Raw genomic sequence first — 12,602 nt, forward strand, 5'->3', positions numbered from 1 at the left:
CTCAAACTAACTTACTCCGTTTCACATTGCATGTGCCATGAGCGTCAGCGTTTATTATCGTTCAATCGAATCGATGCACCCGGCTCAGGCCTTTGAAGTGCGTGATGCGGCGGACCGATTCACAACGGAATTTGATTGGCTAACGTGTGATTCTCCTCGCTTTGAGCAGGAGAAGGACGGCTACTTGTCCGGCAACGTCATGCCGGTTTTTGATTGCCAAAACGAGACGGAAGAATCGGCGGATCGATTGGGCGGATTGTACGACGCCATCGAAGTCCTACGACAGCTTTCGCAATTGCACGGTGTCGACTGGGAAATCTGGCACGATTATGAACCTCAAGGCATCGGCAAGATCATCAACGGAGCAGCCAATCTTCAGCTGACCGAAGAAATCGACTCGGTAGTTCAAATTGGCAATCTGTTTGGCGAAGTTGGGTTCGACGAAGAGGAGCTAGAAGAGGAACAGGAAACGACACCACAGGGTTTCGGAGTCTGGCGAGCCACGATCCATGAAACTTCCGCCGACTACGCAAGACAAGAACCGCGTGTCCTGAAGTTCCCCGGCGTTAAGTAGCTTGCGATAGGCAGATCGCAACTCAATTGCTTCCCGGCTCAAGTAGATAGTAAAGCGGCCGAACGCTTTTTGGTCGCGGCAGGGCGTTGCTCGCGGCAGGGCGTTGCTCGCGACAAAGCGTTAGTCAAAATCAAAGTGGCTGATCCCGCGTGCGCCGGATGGCAATTGTCCGGTCACCATCACTTCGATCGGCGGGTATTTGACGGGATTGTATCGCTGACTACTTCGTTTGTCGGTAAAGACGCGAAGTGGCAAAATCAAGGGTTCATCTGCCGGCAGCGGCGACTCACGATGCAGCAAGTATTGCCCGTTGACTTCGATGCTTAATCGCGGGATCGCGACGTCCGCCAAGTTCTTAATCACGACGACATCGGTAAGCGTTGCTCCTTCACCCGTTTTGGTCGCAACAACATCGCGGTCCAACGTGACTGACACCGGGAGCGATGGCCCATTGATGCTTTCAGGAAACAAGGCATAAACGCTTAGCCCCAACGCCGCCATCGCCGACAAGCTGAGCACCAGCCCACGCCGAGAAAGCTGAAGGGTAGGTGCGATCTTAGGAGAGGCCGACGGCTGAACGTCCGTCGTTGGCGAATCGGCGGAGGCGGCAGAAACGTCGCGAGTGGGTTTGGTCATTGGATGAAGTAATGCAGGACATGAAACGATCCCGATCTATCCTAGAGGGTTCGTCAACATCCGGTAAGGAACCGAATACCGCAAACCGCTTTGCATCACCCCTGGCCCCTGCGAGCCGATCCCCCAATCGAACAGAGAACCGGAAGAAATTGTTTCGATGATAAACGCAGAGAAGTCGCAAAACATCGATCAATATGGCGGTTGCCCTACGCAGCATCCGATTCGCGGTACAGGCGAATTTTGTTCGTCAGCGTTCGCGGTGATACTCCCAACGTCTCGGCGACCATTTGGCGATTGCCATAATGTTCGATCGCGGCAGTGATAATTTGCCGCTCGATGTCCGCCAAACGCATCCGCAACCATTGCTCGGGAAGCTCAGAACCAACGTGATTGAGCCCATGGTCGTCCTGGCCGGACTCGTTGCCGCTCACTTCACCGGCCACAGTCTCTTGTGACTCACGGTCGGCAGATGATGATTCTTCGGGCTGTGGTTGATCTCCACCATCCAGCTGCAGCAACTCTTCGCCAATCATTGCCTCTTCCGCAAAAATGCACGCGCCATGAACCACGTTTCGCAATTCGCGCACATTGCCGGGCCAGTGGTAGTTTGCCATTCGCTGCAGCGCTGCTCTGGTGAACCCCTTGAGCACAACAGCACCTTCCTTCTTGAAGCGTTCCAAAAAGTGCATGGCCAGTAGCGGAATATCTTCTTTGCGTTCGCGTAGTGGCGGGATCCGCAATTGCACTACGTTGATCCGATGGAACAGATCCAAACGAAAGCGGCCCTGCTGGACTTCAACTGCCATGTCACGGTTGGACGACGCGATGATACGGACATTGTGCTGAAGCGATTGACTGCTGCCGACGCGTTCAAATTCGTTGCTTTCCAACACACGAAGCAATTTGCACTGTGTCGACGTCGGCACCTCACTGACTTCGTCCAGCAATAAGCTTCCATCACGCGCCAGCTCAAAACGTCCTTTGCGGGTTTGGACCGCATCGGTAAAAGCGCCTTTCTCGTGCCCGAACAGCTCGCTCTCGATCAAGCCTCGGGACAGGGCTGCGCAATTGACTCGCACCAGCGACGCCTGGGCACGCTGACTGGCGTCGTGCACCAACTGCGCAAACAATTCTTTGCCGGTACCGCTTTCACCCGTCAACAGCACAGGCGCATTGCTTGCGCCGACGCGACGAGCTCGCATCATCAGCTGCTTCATTTTTGCCGACTGAGTGATAATCACCGACGCTTGCCCCTGAATCGTTGATAAACCGAATGCCTCTGAACTCGCCCGAGTCCAGGTGCCATGCTGTTGGATTTAGCCGCGCCGGCCGCCGCCATACGCATTTTGCATTTGCACCGCGCGGACACTCTCTTGGATTTTTGGGAAAAGACGATTGGCCGATTCCAACGTTGTCTTCTCTAGCTGCGCCAACTTTGGCATCAATCCCTTGACAAGCTCGATAGTTTCATCGGTTGGATTCCGTAGTTCATCCGGAAGAGAATCGTTGGTTTGCCGAAAGACCTCACGCAAAGGAAGCAGCGACTTTTCGGTTTCTTTGATCGCCAACATTTGTTCGTTGATGTCGTCGATGGATTCCGCCGGCCCCTCATTGAGCGCATCGACCACTTGATCGAGCAACTTGTACTGCTGCAGTAGTTGCAGGGTCAGTTTATGCAGCTGAGTGTATTGAGCTTTATCGCACATGGGTTTCGGACCTTTTGATCAGGGTGTCCAGATCGTTCGTGATTTCGTTCAGCGTCGGCTTGGCCGTCTTTACCATTTCGGACTGCTTGAGCCACCAGCGGGCAATAGGCACCGACCTGTCGGCGATTTTTGCGTTTGATATTTCACGCAGCTGTGCTTCGGCGGCTTCGCTATTTCCTAGTCGGCGATCACACAGGGCGGTCAGCAATTCCAACCAAGTTCGATCAGCGGGCGATAGCTTGTCTGCGTCGACCGCTTTGAGCGCCTTGAACGCAGCCGAGTAGTTCTTTGTTTGATACAAGTTTTCGCCCAACGCCAAATGGTCAACTGGTGACGCAAAGATCTGCGTTGCCGAAACCACTTGCGGTTCTTCTTCCGCCGGCGGCGGTGTCTGCGGTGCCGGCTGCAAGCTGCTTTCGATAGCGGACAACGTTGGCTCAACGGCCGAACGATCGACCAGTGGACGGCTCCCAGGCAGTTGGCTTCCAGACAGCAGCGGTGGGATCAGCGTGGCCGCCTGTTGCCGAGCCGCCCCGCGATTGAAGGACTGGTCTCGTTGAGACCGCTCGGCACTCCCGCTATTCCGTCGCAAACGACGCAGTAGTTCAATTCGTTTTCGCAGATCACCGACGCTCTCTGTTGCACTAGGTGGTTTCTCTGTTGCTGTCACCGCTGGATCCGCCGAAGGAATCAACGGTGGATTAATCGATTCACCGTCCGTCCCTGCGCTGGACTGCGGAGTTGCCAACCGCTCGCGTACACGTTCCGTGGTTTCTAACAACGACTGCAGATTCGCTTCAATTCCCAGCGGCAAACCACTCTCAGCCCTTTGCTGAACAGGCACCAGATCGATGCCGTCAAGGTATTCCTGAGCCCCTGCAAAATCAGAGGTGACTACCAATGAAAACGTAGCGATAAACGACAGCGTCGCGGCAGAACATTGGCAAGACAGTGTTTTCACAATCATCACTCCGACTCCATTGCAGGCGAGGAACTTGGAGACCGAAGCGAATTACTGCCGTCTGGCAATAGCCCGGCAAAGCAGAGAGCGGCAGAATAATGCTGCCCCGATTTTTGAAACGCTTTTCCAAGCATTTGCAACGCTCGACGCTGATCGATTTCACTCAATGTCATTCTCAGTAGTTCGTTGCATAGCGATTCGACTTGATCAAGCTGGTTCAACTTGAGATGAATTTCGGCCTTCAAAAACTTGGCACGCGTCTGCATCGTCACATCATCGCTAGCGACCATGGTTTTGAGAGTCTCAACGGCTCGATCCAGATCACCCGATTGAAAAAGGATCTCAGCCAATTCAAGCGGAATCCGCGATTGCCAATATCCGGGCTGGACCTGATCGGTCGCAATGCTCAAGTGATTGATCGCTTTGCTACGGAAACCAACCGCTGCAAAGGCTCGAGACACCATCAGGTGTTCGACAAAATCTCGAGGGTCATCGGCACGTAGGCTCGCAAGCGAGAGAACCAAACGCTCTCCTTCGTTCTGTAGTCCATCCGTTGGTTTGATGACCTCGAACCGCGCGTGGGTCGACAGCACCGTCGCGAGACGTTTACTGCGCTCGTCTGTCAGCGAAGACGCATGATTAAACAGAGCCTGATTGGCCGAGTAAGCGTCTGACATCAACAAATAGGCTTTTGCTAATGCCATCAGCGAACGATTCGCGTCCACGTCTTCGGCCGCCAGTCGCAGCCCGCGCGAAGCGGCCGCCACTGCATGTTCGGGACGTCCGGAAAGGATTTCGATCTCACCAATGCGGGCATACGCTTTGCCTTGTAAACGTGGCGAAAGCGTCTGATCCAAAGCCAAGTAGAATTCGTTTAGCGCAGTCTCTTTTTCTTTTTGAGCGAGCGCAAACACTGCCGAATTGAAGTAAGCGGCCGCGTTCAGTTCTCCAGTCGGATCCAGTTCGCGAACCGAACGGTACTTGTCCGCCGCCGCTCCGACTTCATCCATCATGAAACTATTATTCGCGTCATGCAACAACGCGACGACGCGTTCGATTCCATTTGGAAACTGGAGCTGGATCTGTCTTTGCAATCGCTGCGTGCGTCCGATCACAAATTTGGCTCGTTGCTCGGGCTTCCACTCGTCCAGATGGACAATACGAACTCGACCGTTATTCTGCTGCCAAGCAAGATCGTGTGCGCTGAACGCTTGGTCCAGCAAAAGCGAGACGGGCAACGCTTCGACATCCACGCGAACGGACCGTCCCGACAATGTCGATCTCGCCTGGGCGCTGAGGTCAAACTGCATCCTGGTCGCCCGCTGCAGGTCCATCACCAATTGCGAAAGTGGATACATCGACGAATCAGCGTTGACCAAAATCAAAGACACATCGTCGATGGGACGTTGAATGATCGTCAGAATGTCCTCCGCACGGGCCGAAGTCGGTTTGTTGACCCAGTCGGTTTCTTCCAAGACTGGCTCCAAACGCATCGGGGCCCAGTAATACTCAAGCTGTTTTTTTAGATCGACATTTAGGTCGTCTTCATTGGTGATCAGTGTTTCTCCGGACTCTTTCAATGAACGTCGTTGCAAACAGTCCGCCAACTGGCGACTGATAGGCAAACGCACTTCTTGGGGATATCGATCGGTCGAATACATCAAGTACAGTTCGCTGAGCAGACTGATCGATTCGTCGATTCGATCTTGCATCTCCCACACGCGTGCCATTCCAATCATGGCCCAGACTTGTTGAATCGATTCGCGAGCCGATGCGCCGATCGCGTCACGGAAATGCTGCTCACTGCGATCTAAGAACCCAGCTTGCTCAGCCGCTAAGCCTTGACGAACCAAGATGGAAGCGTCCATTGATTTGGCAATATTCTCTGGCAATCGGTTGTACTGCTGATAGGCACCGATCGCGTTGCCGCCCAGCAGCAATCGATCACCTTGAAACAACGGATCCAGTTCCAGCGGTGACAACTCTGCTTTGTCTTTGGTCGACACTTGCGTGAGGGTGAACCCTCGCGATGAATCCTCTGAGGGTGAACCCTCATTCGTTGATTCATCGGTTTCGCTAGCCGACTGTGACGTCGCATCACTGGGCACGATGCGCGGCCAATTGTATATCAATCCACCGACTGCACCTGTCGCCAGCAGCGCTACGGTCCAGAAGGCAGGAGTGCGAAACACGGTGTTTTCCCAGTGAAAGACGAGGTCATTTGCATCACGAACGTGAGATGCGACTGACAAACGATGGTGTAACTGAGTCGCTAACCGCCCCAGTCGAAAAAGACGTTAGAAGCGCACCGTTCGCTACATCCTATTCGACGGAAAAAGCTTGGTTGCTTTAAGAATTCACTAGCAAGTTAATCTCGCTTCCTTCGACAACGTCTTTTGAACACATATCACAAGGAGGACGCAAATGAGAATCGAACCCGGTGCCGCACAAGTCAGGTCGCCTTCATCGAATCAAGTTGCAAGTACAAAACCAGCAGCGAGTCGTTCGACGGCTGGAAGCACAAATTCAATCACCTCTGTTGACACTCAATCCATCGACGCCGTTTTGCAGTTGGTGTCAGACGGAAACGCAATTCGCGAGAACGTTGTCAACAACATCAAAGCACAGATTCAGAACGGGGAATACCTTGCTAAGCAGGATGCTTACGAAACAGCAAGTTCCATTCTGAATATCTAGTAGGCTGAAGCGGACATCCCCCGCTGCAGTCAAATAGGATGCCATCACACGACATGGAAGTCGACATGAAATTTAACCAAGGTACTAAAACATGAGTCTTTCAATCGCCAATAACGTGGGTGCTCTTAACGCCCGTAACAACTTGACTCGTTCGTCGAGCGCTCTGAACAAATCGATCGAGCGTTTGTCATCGGGTTTCAAAGTGAACCGCGGAGCCGACGGCCCAGCCGCTCTTGTGATCTCCGAAAAACAGCGTGCACAGATTGCTGGTCTAAGAACCGCAATCGACAACACGGAGAAAGCTGTCTCCGTCGTGCAAACTGCTGAAGGCGCATTGAACGAGATCAACAGCATCTTGGTCAAAGTGCGTTCGCTCGCTCTGGACTCGGCAAACGCCGGCGTCAACGATGACGACGCGTTCGCAGCCAACCAAGCTGAAATCTCCAACGCTCTGGACACCATCAATCGTATTTCAACGAACACCCAGTTCGGCGAAAAACCATTGCTAGACGGATCCGCTGGAATCTCCGGCACGTCGAACGATGCCGATACCACCGTGCTGAAAACATCCAGCAAAACGAGTGCTGGTAGCTACGCAGTCGCTGTGACCACCGTGGGTGAAACCGCCAAGATCACGGGTGGCACATCGCAAACCACGAACCTTGCCAACGACGAAGTACTGACTGTCAACGGCACGGCGATCACATTGAACGCTGGTTCAACCCAAGCCAACGTGATTGCCCGAATCAACGAATTTTCCAGCCAGACTGGCGTCATCGCCGAAGCTGACCCAGACAATGCAACGCAAACACGATTGCGTTCGACTGAATTCGGAGCTGACGCATCGATCACAGTCTTTTCAGATCAAGCCGCTGCGGTTGATTCAAGCGGATTTGGCACGACAAGCGTGACAGATGCAGGTGTTAATGTTGCAGGAACAATTGACGGACAAGCTGCTACGGGTATTGGAAACACGCTGACCAGTGTTTCTGGCAACTCAACCGGTCTGGCTGTAAAACTTGCTTCGGACACTGACGCATCGGACACGGTCACCGGTGCTCAAGGTAGCGTCAACGTTGTCGACAACTCGCTTGTCTTCCAAATCGGTGCCAATCAAAACCAAACTGCTAAGATCGCGATCAACTCAGTTGCCGCTGATGGACTGGGCCTGGCCGTTTCGGGTAACAAGTTCGCCAGCTTGAATGACGTCAACATCGCAACCGCCGACGATGCTCAAGACGCCCTGGGCGTTATCGACAAAGCGATCGACGAATTGTCAAACATCCGTGGTGAGCTGGGTGCATTCCAAGCCAACACGCTGGAGTCGATCGCAAACAACATGCGAACGACTTTGGAAAACACTGTGAATGCAGAATCCGTTATTCGTGACACCGATTTCGCCGAAGAAATCTCGAACTTCACGAACAACCAGATCTTGGTTCAGGCTGGTACATCGGTACTGTCCAACGCCAACCAGACCAGCCAGGGAATCCTGTCGCTGCTTCAGTAAGTTCTTCGCTTGGTATTTCGCCGATCGCGAAACGCCAACTAAAATCTTGGAGAGGGGTCATTTCGGCCCCTCTCCTTTCTTTGTTTTAAAAAATAAGCTTCTGAGAGTTCGGCTATGTTCTCAATTGACGGCATCGTATCGGGTTTCGATACAACCAGCATCATCGAAAGTCTATTGGGTTTCCAACAAACTCAGATTGACACTTTTAATAGTCGCAAGGCTGAAATTACGACCGAACAGTCATCCTTTAAAGGAGTTGAAGCAAGCCTGTTGACACTGCAGGGTTCAATCGGCCGACTGAACCGCACAACCAATTCCGTCTTCGACGCGCGCACGGCGACGTCCAGCGACGAAGACACGATCTCTGTCGCAGCCGACGGGGGCGCAAACAGCGGCGTCTACCGTCTGACCGTCGATTCACTGGCAACCGCACACCAAATAGGATCGCAAGGATTCGCGACAACGTCGGACCAAATTGCGACGGGCGACATAACATTTCGCACCGGTGATGGAGCCGAAACCACGATCGCGGTCGACTCGGGCAACAATACATTGACCGGGCTTGTTTCGTCAATCAATGATCAAGTGTCCGACGCCAATGCCAGTATTGTGTACGACCAAAGTGCTGATTCCTATCGGCTACTGGTGACGTCGACCAAGACCGGCGTCGACAACGAAATTGTCGTCACCAATACGATGGACGGCAACACCGGCACGATCCCCGATTTCTCAGGCCCTGCCGTTCAAGAAGCTTCCGACGCCGTCATCACGCTTGGATCGGGACCGGGAGCGATCACGGCTAGTTACTCATCCAACACCGTCGATGGCCTGATCGAAAACGTAACGTTGGACTTGAAACAGGTTTCCGATGGTGACACCGTCACCATCGAGATCGAAGAGGATATCGCAGGATCAAAGGATGCCATTGAATCGTTCGTGTCGGATTTCAATTCCATCATGGACTTCATCGACGCGCAGACAAAGTACAACCCGGATACCGACCAAGCCAGTCCATTGCTGGGCAATCGATCAGTCAGCAACATCAAAAACAAACTGCTGACATCGGTTTCCGACACCATCGCCACGACAGGCGGTGTCAGTCGACTAAGCCAAATCGGCGTTGACCTGAATGCCCAAGGCAAATTGCAGATCGATGATGTCAAGCTAACCGACGCCCTGAACGGAAACCTCGAAGGCGTTGACCCCAAAGAAATCCGCAATCTGTTTGGGCTGAACGCTACATCGACCAATTCGGGTATCGAATTCCAAACCGGCGGAAATCGGACAAACGACTCGCTGACGCCTTACGAAGTCGACATTACGCAAGCCGCTGAACAGGCAACGATCACCGGCAGCGCGATTCCAGCCAGCGTCACCATTGACGATACCAACAACGAACTTCAAATCACCTTGGACGGAATCGTCAGCGAAACGCTGACATTGGCCGAAGGGACTTACACTGCGGACCAATTCGCCGCTCACGTGCAGAGCACCATCAACAATTCGGATGAACTAGGCGTTCACAAAGCATCGGTCAGCCTCAGCACCAACAATGAATTGATCATCACGTCGGAAGTCTACGGCGACGTCTCTAAGATCTCCAGCGTGTCGGGTTCTGCGTTATCCACGCTTGGGTTTAGTGGAACGGAATCGGACCAGGGTCAAGATGTTGAAGGCGTGTTCATCGTCGATGGAGTCGAGGAAGCAGCGATCGGTTCGGGCCGAATCTTGATCGGGAAAAGCGACAACGAATACACCGCAGATTTGCAATTGCGAGTCACGCTGACGGCCGACCAAGTGGTGGTAGGCGCCGACGCAGAAGTGCAAGTTTCGCGCGGCGTCACCGGTCGCCTGGACAAATACGTCGAACAAGTCTTGGATACTGACACCGGAATCCTGAAAACGGTCGACGACGAGTACCAGTCGCGACTGGACACAATTGATGATTCCATCACACGCGTCGAAGAACTAACTGCATCCAAACGCGACTACCTGCTTGCCGAATTCACCGCTCTAGAAACCATCATGAGCGAACTACAAAACACCGGCAATTTCATCTCCTCTCAACTATCAACGTTGAGCACATTCAATTCAAAAAGCTAGTGCTCCGGCGGCCATTCCGCGGAAGCAACACAACACTCTTTTACGACCTCACCAAGCTTTGGAAGGAAATCGATGAGCTTGAAAAACTACAAAAAGCAATCTCTTTCGGCCGGTTGGACGCGTGTCGAAATGCTCTTGGAAGTCTACGACCACGCAATCACGTCGGTCGACGGCTGCCAGTCTGCGTCTGAAAGCGAAGATGCCACGTCGTTTACACGGCACTACATCGCTGCCAGCAAGGCATTGCTGGCGATTCACTCGGGACTGGAGCCTCACAAAGACGAAGTTGCCTTCAATGTGGCCCGGCTTCTGCACTTTGTCGTCACATGCTTTGACGAGCGAAAATACGCCGAGGCAAGCAAAGTGCTCAACCAGCTCCGCGAAGGTTTTGCTGCCGTCGCAGAAGAGGTAAATCAGCTGGAACGGGACGGAGCCATTCCACCGGTTCGCGAACGTGACTGCTACCAATCCACTGCGTGATCGATTCCAAGATCGCCGATAGAAGATCGCGGCGATGCCACGCCAGAGCGCATCGTTCACAGATTAGCAGTTGGACTGGGTGACTTCAAAACCCATGTCACGGATCATGTCGTAGTCTTGCTGTGGCGCTTGGCCTTTGGTGGTCAAGTAGTCGCCGACAAACAAGCTGTTGGCGACATAAAGCCCCAGCGGCTGCAACGAACGCAGGTGGATTTCACGACCACCGGAAATCCGCAGTTCGCGATCAGGATTGACGAACCGGAACATCGCCAGAGCGCGAAGACAGTCTTGCGGGGATAGATCAGCATTACCTTCCAGAGGTGTGCCATCGATCGAATTGAGGAAGTTCAGCGGAATCGACTTGACTCCAAGCTCCTTCAAGTCGAATGCCATCGACACAATGTCCTCGAGACGTTCGCCCATGCCGATGATCCCGCCGCTACACATCTCCATGCCCGCATCGCGCACTCGCTTGAGCGTATCGACGCGGTCCGCATACGTGTGGGTCGTGCAAATGTCAGCGTAGTACTCTTCGCTGGTGTTCAGGTTGTGATTGACCCGATCGACACCGCAAGCCTTCAGTCGCACCGCTTGCTCTTCGGAGAGAAGCCCCAAGCAGGCGCAGATGTCCAAATTGTATTTCGACTTGATCTCAGGAACGATCTCTTCGACCGCTTTCATCTCTCGTTCGTTAGGGCCGCGAGCAGAAATGACAAGGCAGTATGTCTTGGCACCAGATTCCGATGCCACTTTGGCGGCATCCATCAGCTTGTCACGCTTGAGGATGTTGTACTTGGGAACCGGCGCCGTCGATATTTTGGATTGGCTGCAGTAGTGACAATCTTCGGGGCACAGACCGCTCTTGGCATTCATCAAGAAGTACAGTTGCACGGTTTTGCCAAAATGCTGCTGCCGGATGCGAAACCCAGCGTGCAGCAGCGGCAGCAGATCATCATCGGACGTCGACAGAAGGCTCAGTGCTTCATCTCGCGTGACTTCACCGCCTGACAAGACCCGCGACGCCAGTTGATCAAACGCAATCGGCTCCTGCTTTTCAGTCTTGCTTGGAAGCACATCGTTCTCAGCCTGAACGTTCAGCGTCATAATTCTTCTCGGAAATCGTGATTGACAGATACTAGCGAGGGACGTCAAGTCGCTAAAACGGGGACTTTCTGCGTGTAGACGGCTCTGGCCAGTCCCCCAACGCGTTAGCTTATTCTTGTCCTCCGATTCGAATATACTAACCCACAATTCTGATGAACATCCCGAGTCGTTTTGAATCAAACGGCCACTCGATCCCCTTCCCCCCACCATGACCGACTACTTTCTACGTCTTGGATCGCTGGGTGAAATCTATCCGGCTCAATCGGTAAATCGTTATGAGCGTGGGCAGCGTGTCATCGTCCGGACATCGCGCGGCGTTGAACTTGCCGAAATCGTTCGTGAAAGACAAGTGTTGCTGAACGGCCAAAACGGCTTAGCAAGTTTGAAGATTGTGCGTGCCACGACCAGCGAAGATGAGTTGCTGATCAAGCGACTGGAGCGACACAAACGCAACGCCGTGGAATCTTGCCGGACAGCATTGACCGAGGCGGGTTCGACAGCAACGATTTTGGAAATCGACCAAATTTTCGACGGCGGGACGCTCGTGATGCACTTCCTGGGACCGGTGGACCAACTGGCTGAATCGATCACCAAGTCCATCGCGGATCAGTACGAATCGATCGTTGACACGCAAGCTTTCGCAAAACTTCTAAGCGATGGCTGCGGTCCCGAATGTGGAACTGCAGAAGGCGGCGGATGCGGATCAAGCAAAGGCGGATCAGCTAAGAAAGGATCGTGTAGCGGGTGCGCCGTCGCCGCCGCATGTCAGACAAACTAGCCGCTGGATCAAATGTCTGTCCCTCTAGGACAGTCATCGAGGGAATACGAATT

12 protein-coding genes are annotated in these 12,602 nt (G+C 53.4%); 6 read left to right on the top strand and 6 right to left on the bottom strand.

What is annotated here, in order from left to right; all coding sequences use genetic code 11:
• The first annotated feature begins 37 nt into the window (after nucleotides 1–37).
• A complete protein-coding gene (locus K239x_RS18240) occupies nucleotides 38–574 on the top strand; it encodes a hypothetical protein (protein ID WP_145419637.1) in 537 nt (178 codons plus the stop codon).
• A gap of 120 nt (nucleotides 575–694) precedes the next feature.
• Here the strand turns inward: K239x_RS18240 and K239x_RS18245 are convergent, their stop codons facing one another.
• The 5 genes from K239x_RS18245 to K239x_RS18265 all read right to left on the bottom strand — a co-directional run bounded on the left by K239x_RS18245 (nucleotide 695) and on the right by K239x_RS18265 (nucleotide 6,069).
• Entirely contained in the window at nucleotides 695–1,210 is a 516-nt protein-coding gene (locus K239x_RS18245) for a hypothetical protein (protein WP_419189129.1), read from the bottom strand.
• Between the two features lie 206 nt (nucleotides 1,211–1,416).
• The gene (locus K239x_RS18250) at nucleotides 1,417–2,415 is read right to left on the bottom strand and encodes a sigma-54 interaction domain-containing protein (protein WP_419189130.1); all 999 of its coding nucleotides are present in this window, start codon (nucleotides 2,413–2,415) and stop codon (nucleotides 1,417–1,419) included.
• 111 nt (nucleotides 2,416–2,526) lie between these two features.
• Nucleotides 2,527–2,916 carry a hypothetical protein gene (locus K239x_RS18255; RefSeq protein WP_145419639.1) on the bottom strand — a complete coding sequence of 130 codons (390 nt, stop codon included), beginning with the start codon at nucleotides 2,914–2,916 and terminating at the stop codon, nucleotides 2,527–2,529.
• A complete protein-coding gene (locus tag K239x_RS18260) occupies nucleotides 2,906–3,883 on the bottom strand; it encodes a hypothetical protein (RefSeq protein ID WP_145419640.1) in 978 nt (325 codons plus the stop codon). The genes K239x_RS18255 and K239x_RS18260 overlap by 11 nt, the downstream gene beginning before the upstream one ends.
• Nucleotides 3,883–6,069, bottom strand: coding sequence for a tetratricopeptide repeat protein (locus tag K239x_RS18265; protein ID WP_145419641.1), 2,187 nt, complete (start codon nucleotides 6,067–6,069; stop codon nucleotides 3,883–3,885). Before K239x_RS18265 ends, K239x_RS18260 begins: the two co-directional genes overlap by 1 nt.
• A gap of 232 nt (nucleotides 6,070–6,301) precedes the next feature.
• Between K239x_RS18265 and K239x_RS18270 the strand changes: the two genes are divergently transcribed.
• From K239x_RS18270 to K239x_RS18285, 4 genes are all read left to right on the top strand, one after another.
• Nucleotides 6,302–6,574, top strand: coding sequence for a flagellar biosynthesis anti-sigma factor FlgM (locus tag K239x_RS18270; RefSeq protein ID WP_145419642.1), 273 nt, complete (start codon nucleotides 6,302–6,304; stop codon nucleotides 6,572–6,574).
• A 91-nt stretch (nucleotides 6,575–6,665) separates the two neighbouring features.
• Complete coding sequence (locus tag K239x_RS18275) at nucleotides 6,666–8,084, top strand: flagellin N-terminal helical domain-containing protein (RefSeq protein ID WP_145419643.1); 1,419 nt, start codon at nucleotides 6,666–6,668, stop codon at nucleotides 8,082–8,084.
• A gap of 114 nt (nucleotides 8,085–8,198) precedes the next feature.
• The gene (fliD, locus tag K239x_RS18280) at nucleotides 8,199–10,187 is read left to right on the top strand and encodes a flagellar filament capping protein FliD (protein ID WP_145419644.1); all 1,989 of its coding nucleotides are present in this window, start codon (nucleotides 8,199–8,201) and stop codon (nucleotides 10,185–10,187) included.
• A gap of 72 nt (nucleotides 10,188–10,259) precedes the next feature.
• Nucleotides 10,260–10,667 carry a hypothetical protein gene (locus tag K239x_RS18285; protein WP_145419645.1) on the top strand — a complete coding sequence of 136 codons (408 nt, stop codon included), beginning with the start codon at nucleotides 10,260–10,262 and terminating at the stop codon, nucleotides 10,665–10,667.
• A 63-nt stretch (nucleotides 10,668–10,730) separates the two neighbouring features.
• On the opposite strand, the gene bioB is transcribed toward K239x_RS18285, so the two are convergent.
• Nucleotides 10,731–11,771, bottom strand: a complete 1,041-nt coding sequence (gene bioB / locus K239x_RS18290) for a biotin synthase BioB (RefSeq protein ID WP_145419646.1) — start codon at nucleotides 11,769–11,771, stop codon at nucleotides 10,731–10,733.
• A 208-nt stretch (nucleotides 11,772–11,979) separates the two neighbouring features.
• Between bioB and K239x_RS18295 the strand changes: the two genes are divergently transcribed.
• Complete coding sequence (locus tag K239x_RS18295; RefSeq protein WP_145419647.1) at nucleotides 11,980–12,549, top strand: hypothetical protein; 570 nt, start codon at nucleotides 11,980–11,982, stop codon at nucleotides 12,547–12,549.
• Nucleotides 12,550–12,602 lie beyond the last annotated feature (53 nt).

Origin of the sequence: Stieleria marina (assembly GCA_007741555.1) — a bacterium.
In the GTDB taxonomy this organism is placed as follows: Bacteria; Planctomycetota; Planctomycetia; order Pirellulales; family Pirellulaceae; genus K23-9.